The organism is Comamonas sp. Y33R10-2 (genome assembly GCF_019355935.1).
In the GTDB taxonomy this organism is placed as follows: Bacteria; Pseudomonadota; Gammaproteobacteria; order Burkholderiales; family Burkholderiaceae_C; genus Comamonas.
Genome location: NZ_CP079925.1, coordinates 587,780 through 605,636, shown reverse-complemented (window position 1 = coordinate 605,636; position 17,857 = coordinate 587,780). Strand labels below are relative to the sequence as shown.

Sequence of the window (17,857 nt, the reverse complement as noted above, 5' to 3'; positions counted from 1 at the left end):
AATTCGGCAGCTCACACGCCCAGCAACTCATTGAGCACAGACATCTTTTCATCCAGCTCATCTGCAGCAAAACGCAGAGCTACATGGCCATGCTCGACCACATAAAAACGATCTGCCAGCGGCGCAGCAAAACGGAAGTTTTGCTCCACCATCACCACGGTGTAGCCCTTTTCGCGCAGCGTTTTAATCATGCGAGCCAGGGTCTGAACGATGACGGGAGCCAGACCTTCAGAAATTTCATCGAGCAGCAGCAAACGTGCTCCCGTGCGCAGAATGCGCGCCACGGCCAGCATCTGCTGCTCGCCGCCCGATAGGCGCGTGCCTTGGCTGTTGCGGCGCTCGTAGAGATTAGGGAACATCTGGTAAATCTCGTCCACGCTCATCCCCACCTCGCCGGTCTTCAACTGAGGCGGCAGCATCAGGTTTTCTTCGCAAGACAAGCTGGAAAAAATACCGCGCTCTTCAGGGCAGTAGCCCACACCCAAATGGGCAATCTTGTGCGTTGGCATGTGGATAGTCTCCACACCATTGATCTTGATAGAACCCTTGCGCGACCCCGTCAAACCCATGATGGCGCGCAGCGTGGAAGTGCGCCCCGCGCCATTGCGGCCCAGCAGCGTCACTACCTCGCCGGGGTTGACCACCAGATCCATGCCATGCAGCACATGCGACTCGCCATACCAGGCATTCAGTCCCGAAATTTCCAGCGCCGGAGTACTTGATTTATTCATTGTTCATCTGATCTCAAAACTGGCACGAACCCAAGTCAGAAACACCAAGCAAGGGCCGCCCCGCTGCGATGGTGTTGTCCCCCTTTGGGGGAAGCCGCAAAGCGGCACAGGGGGAAGCCATCAATGCGCCCCTTGCAACTGCCCATCCGTGGTGCCCATATAGGCTTCCATCACCTGCGGATTTCGGGACACTTCTTCGTAGGGGCCTTCGGCCAGCACCGCGCCGCGCTGCAGCACCGTGATGCGATCGGCAATCGTCGCAATCACTTTCATGTTGTGCTCCACCATCAAGATGGTGCGACCAGCGGAGACTTTTTTGATGAGTTGGGTGACGCGATCTACGTCTTCATGGCCCATACCCTGCGTGGGCTCATCGAGCAGCATGAGCTCGGGCTCCATCGCCAGCGTGGTGGCAATTTCAAGAGCGCGCTTGCGACCATAAGGCAGGTTCACAGTCAACTCATCGGCTAAGTCTTGCAGACCCACTTCGGTGAGCAACTCCATCGCCCTGTCGTTGAGTTGGTTGAGCGTTTTCTCACTCGTCCAGAAATGGTAAGCCGTGCCCAGCTTGCGCTGCAGACCGATGCGTACGTTCTCCAGCAAAGTGCTGTGAGGGAATACGGCCGATATTTGAAACGAGCGAATCACGCCGCGCCGCGCAATCTGCGCTGGTGCTTCGCGGGTGATTTCTACGCCGTTAAATTGAATGCTTCCGGAAGTGGGCTCCAGAAATTTGGTCAGCAAATTAAAGCAAGTGGTCTTGCCTGCACCGTTAGGCCCAATCAGCGCGTGAATGGAGCCGCGCTGCACCGCCAAATCCACCTTGCTGACGGCGGTGAAGCCTTTAAATTCTTTGGTAAGTTGCTTGGTTTCGAGAATGAGATCACTCATGCGCTGGCCGTCAGTCCTAGATACGAAAAACAATTGCGAGCGCACTTTTGATGCGCCCTCTACTTGCTTTACATCTTGGACTGCCAGTCAACACAACCGCAGCGGGAAACTCCTAGGAATAGGGCTTGCAGCAGCTTATGCTTTCCCTAGGAGCCAGAAAAATTAATCTACTCCGATATGGTGTATCAACCCTTTTTGGGGTTGCATACAGGCATAGCAGCTCTTACTGCAAGCTACCGCCTTCACCACCCGCCGTTTCAGGCAAAGCCAGAGGCAGCACGCCAATGCCCTCTTCCATCAACTCCATGGCTTCTTTGGGGCTTGTTTGCCCGCGAATTGCACGCTCCTCGGTTTCACCGTAGTGAATGCGGCGCGCCTCTTCGGCAAACTTGCTGCCAACGTCTTCCGTATTCTCGGCCACCTTGCGCGACCATTGCATCCAAGCCGTTTGCATGGACTGAAGATGTTCGTGCGCTTCAGCAGTGATTTCTGGCACAGCGACGGAAGAAGGAGATACGGCGGCAGAAGTGACAGGTGCAGCAGAGGTCGGGGCTGACACCTCTGCCGATTGAGAAGCCTGAGCCACTTTAGGCGGCTTGGCACCAAAATTGAGGCGAGGAGCACTCAAGCGCTTAGTCACATCGCTGTCACCGCACATCGGGCACTGCACCAGTTGGCGCTGCAACTGGCTCTGAAAATCGTCTTCAGAGGCAAACCAGCCTTCAAAGACATGGTTCGCAGAGCAGTGAAGATCAAGTACCTTCATGTCAGCACTCAACCCTTGCGGTGAACAAGGTAGCGGTAGACAAAACCGGGAAAAGCCAGCGTTAAAAACAACGTCCCAGTCACGGCATAGAACTCCCAGCCTTGGGGAGAGATTTGCCCGGCACGGCGCTCAAGCAGCAGGCCTAGTCCACCGACCAACAGGTAAAGAACCAGCATCTCAAGCAAGCGAATCCATAGGGACTTGCGACCTGATGCGACAGGGCCGATCACCCCAAAACGCTGGTTGATAAAAGGCAAATTGGCTGCCACAAGGGCAGCCAAGATGATGAGCCAAATAGAGGCGGTAATAGACACTAAACCATTCCTAGAAAAAGCGATGAGGGCATCAAGCCCTCATCACCTTCGTCTTATCAGGAAGCCAAGGCTCGCACAACGGCGTCAGCGCACAAGGCCATCAGACCGCCGGGCAAAATGCCCAGCAACAGAACCAGCGCACCATTGAGAGTCAGCACAACGCGCACATCCCAAGGTGCAGACACGCTGGTCGCGGTGATGGGAGCATCAAAGTACATGACCTTCACTACGCGCAGGTAGTAGAAGGCGCCGATCAGCGACATCACTACAGCGAACACAGCCAAACCAATGTACAAGCTGCTGCCCGTAGCAATCAACGCTTGCAGCACGGATAACTTGGCGTAGAAACCAACCAGTGGAGGAATGCCTGCCATAGAGAACAAGCAAACGGCCATCACACCAGCGTACAGCGGGCTACGTTGATTCAGGCCAGCCAGATCAGCGATCTCTTCGCTTTCAAAGCCTTCGCGGGCCAGCAGCAAGATCACACCGAAAGAAGCCAGTGCCGTCAGCACATAGGTCACCACGTAGAACATGGCGGAGCTGTATGCATTCTCAACGGTCGCAGTATCCACCTTGCCATCGACCACGCCCGACATCAGGCCCAGCATGACAAAGCCCATTTGCGAGATGGTCGAGTAAGCCAGCATGCGCTTGAGGCTGGTTTGCTGCAGAGCTGCCAAATTACCCACCAGCAACGAGCACACAGCCAAGACCATCAGCATTTGCTGCCAGTCACCCGCCAAAGGCAGCAAGCCGTCCACCAGCAGGCGCATAGTCATGGCGAACGCAGCCAATTTTGGCGCGCCACCGATCAAAGCGGTGATGGCTGTAGGTGCGCCTTGGTAAACGTCAGGCACCCACATGTGAAAGGGCACCACGCCCAGCTTGAAGGCCAGACCCGCAACTACAAACACCAAACCGAAGACCAGCACTTGGTGCTTGATTTCACCGGAGTAGATTGCCTTAAAGACTTGGCCAATATCGAGCGATCCTGTCGCGCCGTAGAGCATGGACATGCCGTACAACAAGAAGCCCGAAGCCATAGCGCCCAGCACAAAGTACTTCATGGCCGCTTCAACCGAAGTGGTATGGTCACGGCGCAAAGCTACCAGCGCATAGCTCGACAGTGTCAACAACTCCAAGCCCAAATACAGAACCAGGAAGTTATTGCCGCCGATCATGATGAACATGCCCAGCAGAGCCAGCATGGACAGGGTGAAGAACTCACCACCGCGCAGCATGTCGCGATCGGCCGCATAAGGGCGACCATAAACCATGGTCACCATCACGGCGATGGTGGCGAAGCACTTGAGCCAGTTGCCCATGGCGTCGAACACGACCATATTGCCCCAGCCATAGAACGTATTGCCGGAGGCAGCGTTCATGCCCGTACATACGGCTATAACTGCCAAGGTGAGCATGGTCAGAACATAGGTCAAGGTGCGCCGGGTGCTTGTCACACCCAAGTCCACCAAGGCTATGACGCAGGCCATGATCAGGAGAAGAATCTCCGGGTAGATAGCTAGCCAGCTGATGTTGTCAATCATCTCGTGTCTCTCGTTTCAGTCTGGTCAGTTGAGCTTGCTCACAGCCACATGCTTGATGAGCTCTGCCACAGACACATCCATCACATCGGTGAAAGGCTTCGGGTACAGGCCCATGATCATCACGGCTGCAGCCAGAATGCTCATCACCAAGAATTCGCGGCAGTTGAGGTCTTTGAGCTCAGCCACATGGTCGTTAGCCACAGGGCCCAAGTACACGCGCTTATACATCCACAGGGTGTAGGCTGCGCCAAAGATCAGGGCTGTTGCAGCGCCCATGCCGATCCAGAAGTTGTATTGCACAGCGCCCAGAATCACCATCCACTCACCCACAAAGCCAGCCGTTGCAGGCAAGCCGCAGTTGGCCATGGCGAACAGCAGAGCAAAGGCAGCAAACTTGGGCATGGTGTTGACCACGCCACCGTAGGCAGCAATTTCACGCGAGTGAACACGGTCGTACAACACGCCAATGCACAAGAACATAGCGCCGGACACGAAACCGTGAGCAATCATCTGTACCAGACCACCGGCAATGCCGAGGCTGTTGAACATGAAAAAGCCCAAAGTCACAAAGCCCATGTGCGCGACGGACGAATAAGCCACCAGCTTCTTCATGTCCTTTTGCACCAAAGCCACCACACCTACGTAGATCACCGCAATCAGCGACAGCGTGATCATCAAGCCCGACCACTCGTGCGCCGCATCAGGAGCGATGGGCAGCGAAAAGCGCAGGAAACCGTAAGCACCCAGCTTCAGCATGATGGCCGCCAGCACGGCAGAACCACCCGTAGGCGCTTCCACGTGAACGTCAGGCAACCATGTATGGAATGGGAACATGGGAACCTTCACCGCAAACGCTGCGAAGAAGGCAAAGAAGATGAGCGTCTGAGCAGTGCCGGACAGCGGCAGCTTGTGCCAGTCCAGAATCTCGAAGCTGCCACCCGACTGGGTGTAAAGATAGATCAGTGCTACCAAGGTGAGCAGCGAGCCCATCAAGGTGTACAGGAAGAACTTGAACGCTGCGTAAATCTTGTTCGGGCCGCCCCAGATACCGATGATCAGATACATCGGGATCAAAGTTGCTTCAAAGAAGACGTAGAACAGCATGCCGTCCAGTGCCGAGAACACGCCGATCATCAGTCCAGAGAGGACCAAGAAGGCGGCCATGTACTGATTCACGCGCTCGGTGATATTGGCCCAAGAGGCAATCACCACGATCACCGTGATGAAGGCCGTCAACGGCACAAACCACATAGAGATCCCATCCACGCCCAAGTGGTAGTGGATGTTGAAGCGCTCAATCCAGAGCATGTTCTCCACAAACTGCATGTTCGCAGTGGTAGTGTCGAAGCCGGTCACCAAAGGAATGGTCACTGCAAAGCCGATCAGCGCACCAATCAGGGCCAGCCAGCGCACTGCGTTGACCTGCCCTTCTTTGCTGAAGAACAGCAGGAAGGCGCCGAATGCAATCGGAACCCAAATAGAAAGACTCAACAAACCCATTTTTGTTCTTCTCCTACTACTTGTTGAGCCACACGAACCAAGTCATGAGGGCAAAGATGCCCAGCAGCATGACTAACGCGTAGTGATAGACATAGCCTGTTTGCAGGCCGCGCATCCACTGACCGAACTTGCCCATCAGCTTCCAGGAGCCGTTGACCAGAGCACCGTCAATGATGGCTTGGTCGCCTACCTTCCAGAAGAAGGAGCCGAAGGCACGCGAGCCGCGAGCAAAGATGTTTTCATACACCCAGTCCACGCCGTACTTGCCTTCCAAGACTTGGTACAGACCAATCTTCTTGGAGAAAGCCATGATGGCAGTAGGAATCTCAGGCTTGACGATGTAGAACAGGTAAGACACCACAACACCAGCCAGAGCCAGCCAAAACGGTGCTGTTTGGAAGCCGTGCAGCGCCATAGGCAACCAGCCGTGAATCTTTTCAGCCAGTTCGGTCATCGCACCGTGCTTAGCATGGTCGATGAAAATCACGCCCTTGAAGAAGTCACCAAACAACATAGGCATCAGCGCAATCGCACCGATCACTACAGAAGGAATGGCCAACAGCATCAAAGGACCGGTCACCACCAGAGGCGACTCATGCGGCTTGGCATCGTGGCCATGGCCGTGGTGGTCATCATGCGCGTGATGATCGTCGTGGTGAGCATCGGGGTTTTGGTCGTAGCGCTCTTTACCGTGGAACACGATGAAGTACAGGCGGAACGAATAAAAAGCCGTGATGAACACACCCGCCAGCACTGCAAAGTTGGCAAAGCCAGAAGCAGGCAGATTAGAAGCGTGCACCGCTTCGATGATGGCGTCCTTGGAGTAGAAACCCGAGAAGAAAGGCGTACCAATCAGCGCGAGGTTACCCAGCAAGAAGGTGAGCCAGGTGATAGGCATGTACTTGCGCACGCCACCCATCCAGCGGATGTCTTGGTTGTGGTGCATACCCATGATGACGGAACCCGCACCGAGGAACAGCAAAGCCTTGAAGAAGGCGTGCGTCATCAGGTGGAACACAGACACGGAGTAAGCCGACACGCCCAGAGCAATGGTCATGTAACCCAGCTGAGACAGCGTGGAGTACGCAATCACGCGCTTGATGTCGTTTTGGATGATGCCCAGGATGCCCATGAAAAGGGCAGTAATTGAGCCAATCACCAAGATGAAGTTCAGAGCGGTGTCTGATAGTTCAAACAAGGGCGACATGCGCGACACCATGAAGATACCCGCCGTCACCATCGTCGCCGCGTGGATCAGCGCGGAGATAGGTGTGGGGCCTTCCATGGAGTCCGGCAGCCATGCATGCAGAGGGAACTGGGCTGACTTGCCCATGGCGCCCACAAACAGGCAAATCGCAGTCACCGTCACCAGCATCCAGCCCGTACCGGGCAGCTGGGTGTTCTGAATCTCGGGCAGCTTGGCAAAGATTTCAGAGTAGTTCAGCGTGCCGGTGTAAGCAGCGATCAGGCCAATACCCAAGATGAAACCAAAGTCACCCACACGGTTGACCAAGAAGGCCTTCATGTTGGCAAAAATGGCTGTGGACTTCTTGTAGTAGAAACCGATCAGCAGGTAAGACACCAAGCCCACAGCTTCCCAGCCGAAGAACAGCTGCAGCAAGTTGTTTGCCATCACCAGCATCAGCATGGAGAAGGTGAACAAAGAGATATAGGAGAAGAAGCGGTTGTAGCCTTCGTCTTCTTCCATGTAGCCCATGGTGTAGATGTGCACCATCAGCGACACAAAGGTCACTACGCACATCATCATGGCTGTAATGGAATCGATCAGAAAACCGATTTCCATCTTCAGGCCGCCAACAACCATCCACGTGTAGATGGACTCATTGAACGAAGCACCGTCAAAAACGACTGCCTTGAACGTGAGAGCCGACAAAATGAACGCGACGAGCACGCCCAGAATCGTCAGGGAGCTGCTGCCGGTGCGACCGATCTTGTTGCCGCCAAAGGCCGTGCCCCAGATACCCGCGAGTAGGGAGCCGGCCAGCGGTGCCAAAGGCACCGCAAGCAGCATAGATGCAGAAAGGGTTTGACTCATTTCTAGAGAACCTTGCAAGTAACGGCGATCTCAACCCTTGAGGGTGTTGAGGTCTTCCGCATTAATACTGTTCTTGTTACGGAACAGCAGCACCAAGATCGCCAAACCAATGGCCGACTCAGCAGCCGCCACGGTCAGGATGAAAAACACGAACACCTGCCCATGCATGTCGCCCAGATAGCTGGAAAACGCGACAAAGTTCGTGTTCACAGCCAAGAGCATCAACTCAATGGCCATGAGCAAGACGATCAGGTTCTTGCGGTTGAGAAAAATACCCACCACCGAGATTGCAAACAAAATTGCACCCAGCGTCAGGAAGTGGCCCAAAGTCAACGTCATGCTTTTGTCTCCACTGCAGGCGCCGCTTCACCGGCGTCAGGTTTTTGTGCAGGCTTGGTTGTCTCCACCTTGACCAGCTTGATACGGTCAGAAGCACGCACACGAATTTGATCTGCAGGATTCATCGCCTTGCTGTCCTTGCGCTTGCGCAGAGTCAGGGCGATGGCGGCGATCATGGCCACCAGCAAAATCACGGCTGCAATTTCAACGGGGTACAAGTACTCCGTGTACAGCAGCTTGCCCAATGCGTGGGTGTTCGAGTAAGGAACCGTCTGACCGGCCAAGTTGACGATGGTGGCAGCGGGTGCCTTGGAATCTTCAACATCACCGAAGGCGCCCATTACCACTGCGCCCATTTCAAAGGCGATCACCGCACCAATACCGGCGGCGAATGGGAAATGCTTCCAGAAGCCGCGGCGCACGGAGTCGATACGGATATCGAGCATCATCACCACGAACAGGAACAGCACCATCACAGCGCCCAGATAGACCAGCACCAGTGCGATGCCAAGGAATTCAGCCTTCAGCAGCAGCCAGATGGCAGCAGCTTGCGAGAAAGCCAGAATCAGATTGAGCACGGCATGCACAGGGTTGCGAGCCGTGACAACTCGGAAAGCCGCAAAAAGCAGCACTGCCGAGAACAGATAGAAAAAACCAGTTTTGGCGTCCATGGATCGAATCTTTTCAAGTGATCAAGGAGCCGCTTCAGCGGTACTTGGCATCTGCTGCTTTATTGGCAGCAATCTCGGCTTCATAACGGTCACCCACTGCCAGGAGCATGTCCTTGGTGAAGTAGAGGTCACCGCGCTTTTCGCCGTGATATTCAAAGATGTGCGTCTCAACGATGGAATCCACCGGGCAGCTTTCTTCGCAGAAGCCGCAAAAGATGCACTTGGTCAAATCGATGTCGTAGCGTGTGGTGCGGCGCGAGCCGTCGTCACGTACATCCGATTCAATGGTGATAGCCATGGCAGGGCACACGGCTTCGCACAGCTTGCAGGCAATGCAGCGCTCTTCACCGTTGTCATAACGGCGCAGAGCGTGCAGGCCACGAAAGCGTGGTGACTGAGGTGTTTTTTCCTCAGGGAACTGCACCGTGATCTTGCGACGGAAGGTATAGCGACCCGTGAGGGCCATGCCCTTGGCCAGTTCCCAGAGCATGAAGCTCTTGAGGAAATCCTTAAAGGAGAAAGGTGTTGCAGCGACTGCCGACATACGTACTCCGCTTATTTCCAGATGTTCCAGGGCGAGTACAGCCAAGCACCCACAACCACCAGCCACACCAATGTGACAGGAATAAAGATCTTCCAGCCCAGACGCATGATCTGGTCATAACGGAAGCGAGGGAAGGTAGCGCGAATCCAGATGAAGCACGACACCACCAGGAAGGTCTTGATAGCCAACCAGATCCAACCGGGAATGAAGCCCAGGAAGTCAACCGGAGGCAACCAGCCGCCCAAGAACATGATGACGGCCAGAATGGAGACGAGCCACATGCTGGCGTATTCAGCCAAGAAGAAGACTGCGAAGCCCATGCCCGAGTATTCAACCATGTGGCCAGCTACGATTTCCGCTTCGCCTTCCACCACGTCAAACGGGTGACGGTTGGTTTCAGCGACGACCGAGATCAGGTAGACCACAAAGATTGGCAGCAAAGGCAACCAATTCCACGACAGGATGCTCACACCCATGGATGCGAACTGACCCTTGCCTTGACCCATCACGATATCGGTCAGGTTCATGCTGCCAGTCACCATGATGACGACCAAGAAGCAAAAGCCCAGAGCGATTTCGTAGCTCACCATCTGAGCAGACGCACGCAGCGCACCCAAGAAGGCGTACTTGGAGTTCGAGGCCCAGCCCGCAATGATCACGCCATAAACTTCAATCGAAGTAATAGCCATCATCAGCAGCAAGCCCGCGTTCACGTTAGCCAGAGCCACTTCAGGAGCGAAAGGAATCACAACCCATGCAGCCAAAGCCGGCATGATGGCCATGACAGGACCAACATAGAACAGGCCCTTAGCCGCTGCTGTAGGCTGAATCAGCTCTTTGGTCAGCAGCTTCAAACCGTCAGCCAGAGGCTGCAGCAAACCCGAAGGACCCACGCGGTTGGGGCCCAGACGAATCTGCATAAAGCCCAGCAGCTTGCGCTCCCACAGCGTCAGATACGCAACAGCACCCATCAGTGGAGCCACGATGGCGATGATGCCCAGCAAAATCCAGATGACAGGCCAAGCCGTATCGGTCCAGAAGGGGGCTGCGGACAGACCTAGGCCCCAAGCTTTCAATGCGTCGATCATGCGGCGCCTCCCTCACGAACCTGACGGGCATCTGCCGTCAATTGCAGCGACGTAGCGCGGCGCACAATGCTGTCGAGCTGGTAAATGCTTGCGACCACGGGAGCAGCCACATTGCCAGCAGGCACTACGCTCACAGCCTTGGCGGCATTACTCAGCACGCTGGCGGGCACTTGCGTAGCACCAGTAGTGGCAGCGGCCAGCACGTCTTGCGACGTTTCGTAGTCCACGCCCTTCACGCCCATCAAGTTGGACAGTACGCGCAGCACCTTCCATGCAGGACGGGTTTCAGCCAGAGGCTTAACCACAGCATGGAAGCTTTGCAGACGGCCTTCGGCATTCACAAAGCTGCCTGATGTTTCGGTGAACGGTGCAATGGGCAGCAGCACATCGCTAAATTCCATGTTCGCCTTGAACGGGCTCAGTGTGACAACCATCTGGGCCTTGTTCAGACCCGCAATGGCAGCCTTGCCAGCAGCGCTGTCGAACTCGGGTTCGACGTTCAGCAAGATGGCAGCCTTAACGTTGCCAGAAATCATCTGGGCAGCGTTCATGCCACCAGCGGCCGGCACAGCCTTGACCCATTGAGCGCCCACAGTGTTGGCAGCTTCGGTCAGGTAGCCTGCTGTGGCACCGGTTTGCTCAGCAATCCAGTTAGCTAAAGCCAGTAGCGTAGATGCTTGAGCATGGTGAGCTGCGGCATTACCCAACAGCACCGCCTTTTGCTCGCCCGCCAGCAGCGCAGCAGCAATGGCCTTAGCTTCGTCATGCACTTGGCCTGCCACAGGTGCAGTTACACCCTTGGCTTCAGCCACAGCGGCTGCCACATCGACCAACGCCTGAGCCCAGTCGCCTGCAGCAACCACCGAAGCGGCGACGGGCAAAGCCCAGTCATACACGCGGTCGTTGATGGAGAAGACCTTGCAGCCCTTTTTGGCAGCTTGGCGAATGCGCTGAGCGAACAGTGGGTGATCCTTGCGCAGATTAGAGCCCACGATCAGAGCCGACTGCAGATTGCTCAAAGCAGCGATAGGCAAGCCCAGCCACTGCACGCCTTGGGCGGCGGTGAACTCGGCATTACGCAGGCGGTAGTCGATATTCTCGCTACCCACGCCGCGCACCAGCTTGCCAGCCAGATACAGCTCTTCCACTGTGCTGTGCGGGCTGACCAGAGCACCAATGGCGCTAGCACCATGGTCGTTCTTGATCTGCTGCAGGCCGTTGGCCACGTATTCCAAAGCGGTTTGCCAGTCGACTTCTTTCCACACGCCGCCTTGCTTGAGCATAGGCTTGGTGAGTCGTTCGTCGCTGTTGAGCGCTTCGTAGGAGAAACGGTCACGATCGGCAATCCAGCATTCGTTGATATCTTCGTTTTCGAAGGGCACAACGCGCATGACCTTGTGGTTCTTGACCTGAACAATCAGATTGGAGCCGGTGGAGTCGTGCGGAGCCACGGACTTGCGGCGCGACAGCTCCCAAGTACGGGCGCTGTAGCGGAAAGGCTTGCTGGTCAACGCGCCCACGGGGCAGATGTCGATCATGTTGCCCGACAGCTCGGAGTCCACTGTATCGCCCACGACGGTGGTGATTTCAGCGTGCTCGCCGCGGTTGACCATGCCCAGTTCCATGATACCGGCCACTTCTTGGCCAAAGCGCACGCAACGGGTGCAGTGGATGCAGCGGCTCATTTCCTGCATGGAAATCAGCGGGCCTACATCCTTGACGGGCACGACGCGCTTTTCTTCTTCGTAGCGAGAAGAGCTGCTGCCGTAGCCCACTGCCAAATCCTGGAGCTGGCATTCGCCGCCCTGGTCGCAGATGGGGCAATCCAGCGGGTGATTAATGAGCAAAAACTCCATCACCGACTGTTGAGCCTTGATGGCTTTTTCGCTCTTGGTGCGCACAATCATGCCTTGCGTCACAGGCGTGGCGCAGGCAGGCATGGGCTTGGGAGCTTTTTCAACATCCACAAGGCACATGCGGCAGTTAGCCGCAATGGAGAGCTTCTTGTGGTAGCAGAAGTGAGGAATATAGGTGCCGGCCTTTTCAGCTGCATGCATGACCATGCTGCCTTCCAAGACCTCTACCTTTTTCCCGTCCAGTTCAATTTCAACCATATTTGTCTCGCGTTCAGTCCGCTTACGCAGCCTGCTTGGTAGCGTTCTGGATCTTTGCTTCAAACTCGTGGCGGAAGTGCTTGATCATGGCGCGCACCGGCATCGCTGCCGCATCGCCCAACGCACAAATTGTGCGTCCCATGATGTTCACGGATACCGAATCCAACAGCTCGATATCTTCCGGACGGCCTTCGCCGTGCTGAATACGGTTCACCACGCGCCACAGCCAGCCTGTACCTTCACGGCAAGGCGTGCACTGCCCGCAGGACTCGTGCGAATAGAAGTACGACAGGCGCAGCAGACTTTCAACCATGTCGCGCGAATCGTCCATCACGATCACAGCACCCGAGCCCAGCATGGAGCCGGCCTTGGAGATGGAGTCATAGTCCATCGTGCATTGCATCATGATGTCAGCAGGCAGCACGGGCGACGAGGAGCCGCCAGGAATCACCGCCTTGAGCTTGCGGCCGGTGCGCACACCGCCAGCCAACTCCAGCAACTTGCTAAAAGGCGTGCCCATGGGCACTTCATAGTTGCCAGGCAGATTCACGTCACCGCTGACCGAATAGATCTTGGTGCCGCCGTTATTAGGCTTGCCGCATTCCAAGTAGGCTTGACCACCGTTGCGGATGATCCAAGGCACAGCTGCGAATGTTTCGGTGTTGTTGATGGTTGTAGGCTTGCCGTACAGACCAAAGCTGGCGGGAAATGGTGGCTTGAAGCGGGGTTGACCCTTCTTGCCTTCCAACGATTCCAGCAGCGCGGTTTCTTCACCGCAGATATATGCGCCAAAACCATGGTGTGCGTGCAGCTGGAAGCTGAAGCTGCTGCCCATGATGTTGTCACCCAAGAAGCCAGCAGCGCGGGCTTCTTCCAGTGCGGCTTCGAAGCGCTCATAGACTTCGAAGATTTCACCGTGGATGTAGTTGTAACCAATGCTGATGCCCATTGCGTAAGCCGCAATGATCATGCCTTCGATCACGATATGGGGGTTGTGCATGAGGATCTCGCGATCCTTGCAGGTGCCGGGCTCGCCCTCGTCGGAGTTGCACACCAGGTGCTTTTGACCGGGGAACTGACGGGGCATAAAGCTCCACTTCAGACCCGTAGGGAAGCCAGCGCCGCCGCGGCCTCGCAGACCGGACTCCTTGACCGTGGCAATGACCTGATCTTGCGTCAGACCTTCGCCGCCATCTTTACCCAGTAACTTGCGCAGAGCTTGGTAACCGCCGCGGCCTTCGTAGTCCTTGATGGACCAGTTCTTGCCATTCAGATCAGCGCAGATTTGCGGGTTGATGTGACGGTTGTGAAAGCAAGTCTCTTCACCTGTCGAGGCAAACTTGGCCAGTACGTTTTGTGCTGCGGAGCTCATTATTTGCCCTCCGCGGCACGCAGACCGTCGACCAGCTCATCGAGCTTGTCATTGGTCATGAAGCTGCACATGTGACGGTCATTGACCAGCAACACTGGGGAGTCTGCGCAAGCGCCTTGGCACTCAGACTGCTGCAGCGTAAACATGCCATCAGTCGTGGTCTCACCCATCTTGATGCCCAGCTTGCCTTCCAGGTGGTGCAAGGCCTTGTAGCCGTCGCGCAACTGGCATGGCAGATTGGTACACACGTTTAACTTGTACTTGCCAACAGGGTGCTGGTTGTACATGTTGTAGAACGTGGTGACCTCGTGTACAGCAATCGCAGGCATGCCGAGGTAATCGGCAATGACGGCTTCGCTTTCTGCACTCACCCAGCCTTGCTCTTGCTGCACGATGCTTAGACAGGCCATGACAGCCGACTGCTTTTGTTCAGCCGGGTACTTGGCCACCTCACGCGCAAAGCGTTCTTTGGTCGCTTCGGTAATCATCGGTCAACGTCTCCAAACACGATGTCCAGGGTACTGAGCACCATCACGGCATCAGCCAGCATGTGACCACGGCACAGCTCATCAAGAGCTCCCATGTGCGCAAATCCTGGTGGACGAATTTTCAAACGATAAGGCTTGTTGGCGCCATCGCTGATCAAGTAAATGCCGAACTCACCCTTGGGGTGCTCGACGGAAGCATAAGCTTCGCCTTCAGGAACCTTAAAGCCTTCAGTAAAGAGCTTGAAGTGGTGAATCAGCTCTTCCATGTTGGACTTCATGGCTTCGCGGCTTGCAGGTGCAACCTTGTGGTTGTCCGTAATCACCGGGCCTGGATTGACACGCAGCCAATCCACGCATTGCTTGATGATTTTGTTGGACTCGCGCATTTCAGCCATGCGCACCAAGTAACGGTCGTAGCAATCGCCTGTAGCACCCACTGGAATATCAAAGTCCAGCTTGTCATAGACCTCGTAGGGCTGCGTTTTGCGCATATCCCAGGGCAGGCCAGAAGCGCGCAACATAGGACCAGTCAGTCCCAAATTGATAGCGCGCTCTGCAGTTACCACGCCGATACCGACGTTACGCTGCTTCCAAATACGATTGTCTGTCAACAGTGTTTCGTATTCATCAGCGCACTTGGGAAAGCGCTGCGTAAAGGCGTCAATGAAATCCAGCAACGAACCCTTACGGTCTTCGTTCATGGCTTCCATGGAGCGCACATTGCGTACCTTGCTGGCCTTGTACTGAGGCATGCTGTCCGGCAGGTCGCGGTATACACCGCCTGGTCGGAAGTAAGCCGCGTGCATACGAGCACCCGAAACGGCTTCATACATGTCCATCAGCGCTTCGCGTTCGCGGAAGCTGTAGATCAAGATGGTGGAGCTGCCAGCATCGTTACCTGAGGAACCCAGCCACATCAGGTGATTCATGATGCGGGTGATTTCCGAGAACATCACACGGATGTACTGGGCACGGATAGGCACTTCAATGCCCATCAACTTTTCAATAGCCAAACAGTAAGCATGCTCGTTGCTCATCATCGAGCAGTAATCCAGGCGGTCCATATAGGGCAGCGACTGGATATACGTCTTGCTTTCGGCCAGTTTTTCGGTCGCACGGTGGAGCAAACCGATATGAGGGTCGGCGCGTTGCACCACCTCACCATCGAGCTCTAGCACCAGACGCAGCACACCGTGCGCGGCCGGGTGCTGCGGACCAAAGTTCAGGGAGTAGTTCTTGATTTCTGCCATGGTCTTCCGTTAAAAGGCGCTGCGCGCCCTTTAGTGCAGGCCTCCGCCATAGTTTTCTTCACGAATGATGCGTGGCGTAATTTCGCGAGGCTCAATCGTGACGGGCTGGTAGACCACTCGCTTTTCTTCGGCGTCGTAGCGCATTTCCACATAGCCAGACAAGGGAAAATCCTTGCGGAATGGATGACCGATGAAACCATAATCGGTCAAGATGCGACGCAGGTCTTCGTGACCTTCGAATACGATACCAAACAAGTCAAACGCTTCGCGCTCGAACCAGTTGGCAGCACTCCAGATCGGATTAATCGAAGCCACGACGGGGAAATCATCATCAGCGCAGAACACACGAACGCGCAAGCGCTGGTTCAGCGTTAGAGACATCAGATGGGACACTACAGCAAAGCGTGGACCATCTTTGCCGACTTCTGCATAGGTGGAGTAATCCACACCGCACAGATCCAGCAACATCTCGAACTTGCAATCAGGCGCATTGCGCAAGATTTGCATCACATCCAAATACTGATCGGCAGACACTTCAACTGTCACTTCGCCATAAGCCAAAGTGATGGAGCGAACCTTGTCGCCTAAAGCCGCCGTCACAACGTCGCGCAGCTTTTCGGGGTGAATCGCAATTGCAGTCATTTCGACCCTTTAAACGCGAGCGATGGTTTGAGTACGACGAATCTTCTGCTGCAGCTGGATGATGCCGTAGATCAGCGCTTCCGCTGTCGGGGGGCAACCAGGTACATAGACATCCACTGGCACGATGCGATCACAGCCGCGCACCACTGAATAGCTGTAATGGTAATAACCACCGCCATTGGCACAAGAGCCCATGGAGATGACCCAGCGGGGCTCGGACATCTGGTCATACACCTTGCGCATTGCCGGGGCCATCTTGTTGCACAGCGTACCGGCAACAATCATCAGGTCGGAGTGGCGGGGGCTGGCACGGAACACTTCAGAGCCGAAGCGTCCAATGTCATAGCGCGCTGCGGCTGCATGCATCATCTCCACCGCGCAACAGGCAAGGCCAAACGTCATGGGCCAGATCGACCCTGTTTTGGCCCAGTTCACCACCGTATCGTAACTGGTGGTGACAAAGCCTTCCTTCATCACGCCTTCGATCATCGTATTTCCTCAGTGAAGCTACTCATTCCCAATCCAAGGCGCCTTTTTTCCACTCGTAAGCAAAGCCTACGACCAGAATGGCCAAGAAGATCAGAACAGCAACAAAGCCCGCGCCGCCAACGTCTTTAAGAGCGACAGCCCAGGGCAATAGAAATGCGATTTCCAAGTCGAACAAAATGAACAAGATGGCGACTAAGTAGTAGCGCACATCGAACTTCATTCGAGCGTCATCAAACGCTTCGAAACCGCATTCGTAAGGGGAGTTTTTAGCATCGTCTGGACGATTGGGTCCCAGCACGTAACCAAGTACGAGAGGAACTACGCCCACGGCTATGCCAATGAGAATAAACAGAAGAACGGGAAGGTACTGATCGATATTCATCGAGTGGGCCCTGTTTTTTTCAAACACTAGCCTCACCGATCACTGCCTGATCAGCAGGGCAGGTTTTTTAGTTATGTGTTGGTGCCGTCGGCGAGACTCGAACTCGCACAGCTTTCGCCACTACCCCCTCAAGATAGCGTGTCTACCAATTCCACCACGACGGCATCGTCTCAAAGCTCAGCAATCAAGGGCATCTTCGTTGCAAAGATCTTGACCCCCGAGCAATCCTTGAATTCTAGCTTGAAAAACCCTTTGATTTAGAGTTCCTCAAGCTTTTATCAAATTTATTTTGTAGGAATCTGCGCGGCGCCCTCAGCAGGAGCGGCAGCAGGCACAGACGCATCAGCACCAGTAGCCGCTGCGGGGGCCGAAGAGGCAGGCACAGTCGCAGCCGCGCCTTCCAGCACGCTACCCGAGCTTGCTGGACGAACGTTGCTCAGATAAGCCAAAGCCAAAGTAGCCACGAAGAACACGGTGGCCAGAGCCGCAGTGGAGCGCGACAAAAAGTTAGCGCTACCAGATGCGCCGAACAAACTGCCCGATGAGCCACCGCCGCCGAAGGAAGCGCCCATATCGGCACCCTTGCCGTGCTGCATAAGGATCAAGCCAATCATGGCTAAAGCGGACAGCATTTGCACCGCGAGAATGACGCTGGATAAGACGTTCATAT

General features: G+C 55.3%; 19 protein-coding genes and 1 tRNA gene. All 20 read right to left on the bottom strand.

Annotation, left to right across the window (positions count from 1 at the left end; genetic code table 11):
• Positions 1-11: 11 nt before the first annotated feature.
• The 20 genes from KUF54_RS02630 to secG all read right to left on the bottom strand — a co-directional run bounded on the left by KUF54_RS02630 (position 12) and on the right by secG (position 17,855).
• A complete protein-coding gene (locus KUF54_RS02630; protein ID WP_219344997.1) occupies positions 12-731 on the bottom strand; it encodes an ABC transporter ATP-binding protein in 720 nt (239 codons plus the stop codon).
• Between the two features lie 120 nt (positions 732-851).
• Positions 852-1,622, bottom strand: coding sequence for an ABC transporter ATP-binding protein (locus KUF54_RS02625; protein ID WP_219344995.1), 771 nt, complete (start codon positions 1,620-1,622; stop codon positions 852-854).
• Positions 1,623-1,845: 223 nt separating this feature from the next.
• Positions 1,846-2,388 (bottom strand): DUF1178 family protein, encoded by a 543-nt coding sequence (locus KUF54_RS02620; protein WP_219344993.1) that lies wholly within the window; start codon positions 2,386-2,388, stop codon positions 1,846-1,848.
• Between the two features lie 8 nt (positions 2,389-2,396).
• Entirely contained in the window at positions 2,397-2,702 is a 306-nt protein-coding gene (locus tag KUF54_RS02615) for a DUF2818 family protein (RefSeq protein ID WP_219344991.1), read from the bottom strand.
• 56 nt (positions 2,703-2,758) lie between these two features.
• Positions 2,759-4,252, bottom strand: coding sequence for an NADH-quinone oxidoreductase subunit NuoN (nuoN, locus tag KUF54_RS02610; RefSeq protein ID WP_219344989.1), 1,494 nt, complete (start codon positions 4,250-4,252; stop codon positions 2,759-2,761).
• A gap of 24 nt (positions 4,253-4,276) precedes the next feature.
• Positions 4,277-5,752 carry an NADH-quinone oxidoreductase subunit M gene (locus KUF54_RS02605; protein ID WP_219344987.1) on the bottom strand — a complete coding sequence of 492 codons (1,476 nt, stop codon included), beginning with the start codon at positions 5,750-5,752 and terminating at the stop codon, positions 4,277-4,279.
• 16 nt (positions 5,753-5,768) lie between these two features.
• The gene (nuoL, locus tag KUF54_RS02600; protein WP_219344985.1) at positions 5,769-7,808 is read right to left on the bottom strand and encodes an NADH-quinone oxidoreductase subunit L; all 2,040 of its coding nucleotides are present in this window, start codon (positions 7,806-7,808) and stop codon (positions 5,769-5,771) included.
• A 30-nt stretch (positions 7,809-7,838) separates the two neighbouring features.
• The gene (gene nuoK, locus KUF54_RS02595) at positions 7,839-8,147 is read right to left on the bottom strand and encodes an NADH-quinone oxidoreductase subunit NuoK (protein WP_219344983.1); all 309 of its coding nucleotides are present in this window, start codon (positions 8,145-8,147) and stop codon (positions 7,839-7,841) included.
• Entirely contained in the window at positions 8,144-8,818 is a 675-nt protein-coding gene (locus tag KUF54_RS02590) for an NADH-quinone oxidoreductase subunit J (RefSeq protein ID WP_219344981.1), read from the bottom strand. The genes nuoK and KUF54_RS02590 overlap by 4 nt, the downstream gene beginning before the upstream one ends.
• Before the next feature lie 34 nt (positions 8,819-8,852).
• Entirely contained in the window at positions 8,853-9,362 is a 510-nt protein-coding gene (nuoI, locus tag KUF54_RS02585; protein WP_219344979.1) for an NADH-quinone oxidoreductase subunit NuoI, read from the bottom strand.
• Between the two features lie 11 nt (positions 9,363-9,373).
• The gene (gene nuoH / locus KUF54_RS02580) at positions 9,374-10,450 is read right to left on the bottom strand and encodes an NADH-quinone oxidoreductase subunit NuoH (protein ID WP_219344977.1); all 1,077 of its coding nucleotides are present in this window, start codon (positions 10,448-10,450) and stop codon (positions 9,374-9,376) included.
• Positions 10,447-12,564, bottom strand: coding sequence for an NADH-quinone oxidoreductase subunit NuoG (gene nuoG, locus KUF54_RS02575; RefSeq protein WP_219344975.1), 2,118 nt, complete (start codon positions 12,562-12,564; stop codon positions 10,447-10,449). Before nuoG ends, nuoH begins: the two co-directional genes overlap by 4 nt.
• Before the next feature lie 22 nt (positions 12,565-12,586).
• The gene (nuoF, locus tag KUF54_RS02570; RefSeq protein ID WP_219344973.1) at positions 12,587-13,936 is read right to left on the bottom strand and encodes an NADH-quinone oxidoreductase subunit NuoF; all 1,350 of its coding nucleotides are present in this window, start codon (positions 13,934-13,936) and stop codon (positions 12,587-12,589) included.
• Entirely contained in the window at positions 13,936-14,424 is a 489-nt protein-coding gene (gene nuoE / locus KUF54_RS02565) for an NADH-quinone oxidoreductase subunit NuoE (protein WP_219344971.1), read from the bottom strand. Before nuoE ends, nuoF begins: the two co-directional genes overlap by 1 nt.
• Entirely contained in the window at positions 14,421-15,674 is a 1,254-nt protein-coding gene (locus tag KUF54_RS02560; protein ID WP_219344969.1) for an NADH-quinone oxidoreductase subunit D, read from the bottom strand. The genes nuoE and KUF54_RS02560 overlap by 4 nt, the downstream gene beginning before the upstream one ends.
• A gap of 30 nt (positions 15,675-15,704) precedes the next feature.
• Positions 15,705-16,316, bottom strand: a complete 612-nt coding sequence (locus KUF54_RS02555; protein ID WP_219344968.1) for an NADH-quinone oxidoreductase subunit C — start codon at positions 16,314-16,316, stop codon at positions 15,705-15,707.
• A gap of 9 nt (positions 16,317-16,325) precedes the next feature.
• A complete protein-coding gene (locus tag KUF54_RS02550; protein WP_219344966.1) occupies positions 16,326-16,805 on the bottom strand; it encodes an NADH-quinone oxidoreductase subunit B family protein in 480 nt (159 codons plus the stop codon).
• Positions 16,806-16,827: 22 nt separating this feature from the next.
• The gene (locus KUF54_RS02545; protein ID WP_219344964.1) at positions 16,828-17,187 is read right to left on the bottom strand and encodes an NADH-quinone oxidoreductase subunit A; all 360 of its coding nucleotides are present in this window, start codon (positions 17,185-17,187) and stop codon (positions 16,828-16,830) included.
• Between the two features lie 79 nt (positions 17,188-17,266).
• Positions 17,267-17,351: transfer RNA gene (locus tag KUF54_RS02540), tRNA-Leu, on the bottom strand.
• Positions 17,352-17,471: 120 nt separating this feature from the next.
• Positions 17,472-17,855: a preprotein translocase subunit SecG gene (gene secG, locus KUF54_RS02535; protein WP_219344963.1), complete on the bottom strand. Its 384-nt coding sequence runs from the start codon at positions 17,853-17,855 to the stop codon at positions 17,472-17,474.
• Between the last annotated feature and the right edge of the window lie 2 nt (positions 17,856-17,857).

Coding starts and splice junctions, on each gene's coding strand:
- KUF54_RS02630 (WP_219344997.1), bottom strand. CDS start 731: ATGAATAAATCAAGTACTCCGGCGCTGGAAATTTCGGGACTGAATGCC.
- KUF54_RS02625 (WP_219344995.1), bottom strand. CDS start 1,622: ATGAGTGATCTCATTCTCGAAACCAAGCAACTTACCAAAGAATTTAAA.
- KUF54_RS02620 (WP_219344993.1), bottom strand. CDS start 2,388: ATGAAGGTACTTGATCTTCACTGCTCTGCGAACCATGTCTTTGAAGGC.
- nuoN (WP_219344989.1), bottom strand. CDS start 4,252: ATGATTGACAACATCAGCTGGCTAGCTATCTACCCGGAGATTCTTCTC.
- KUF54_RS02605 (WP_219344987.1), bottom strand. CDS start 5,752: ATGGGTTTGTTGAGTCTTTCTATTTGGGTTCCGATTGCATTCGGCGCC.
- nuoL (WP_219344985.1), bottom strand. CDS start 7,808: ATGAGTCAAACCCTTTCTGCATCTATGCTGCTTGCGGTGCCTTTGGCA.
- nuoK (WP_219344983.1), bottom strand. CDS start 8,147: ATGACGTTGACTTTGGGCCACTTCCTGACGCTGGGTGCAATTTTGTTT.
- KUF54_RS02590 (WP_219344981.1), bottom strand. CDS start 8,818: ATGGACGCCAAAACTGGTTTTTTCTATCTGTTCTCGGCAGTGCTGCTT.
- nuoI (WP_219344979.1), bottom strand. CDS start 9,362: ATGTCGGCAGTCGCTGCAACACCTTTCTCCTTTAAGGATTTCCTCAAG.
- nuoH (WP_219344977.1), bottom strand. CDS start 10,450: ATGATCGACGCATTGAAAGCTTGGGGCCTAGGTCTGTCCGCAGCCCCC.
- nuoG (WP_219344975.1), bottom strand. CDS start 12,564: ATGGTTGAAATTGAACTGGACGGGAAAAAGGTAGAGGTCTTGGAAGGC.
- nuoF (WP_219344973.1), bottom strand. CDS start 13,936: ATGAGCTCCGCAGCACAAAACGTACTGGCCAAGTTTGCCTCGACAGGT.
- nuoE (WP_219344971.1), bottom strand. CDS start 14,424: ATGATTACCGAAGCGACCAAAGAACGCTTTGCGCGTGAGGTGGCCAAG.
- KUF54_RS02560 (WP_219344969.1), bottom strand. CDS start 15,674: ATGGCAGAAATCAAGAACTACTCCCTGAACTTTGGTCCGCAGCACCCG.
- KUF54_RS02555 (WP_219344968.1), bottom strand. CDS start 16,316: ATGACTGCAATTGCGATTCACCCCGAAAAGCTGCGCGACGTTGTGACG.
- KUF54_RS02550 (WP_219344966.1), bottom strand. CDS start 16,805: ATGATCGAAGGCGTGATGAAGGAAGGCTTTGTCACCACCAGTTACGAT.
- KUF54_RS02545 (WP_219344964.1), bottom strand. CDS start 17,187: ATGAATATCGATCAGTACCTTCCCGTTCTTCTGTTTATTCTCATTGGC.
- secG (WP_219344963.1), bottom strand. CDS start 17,855: ATGAACGTCTTATCCAGCGTCATTCTCGCGGTGCAAATGCTGTCCGCT.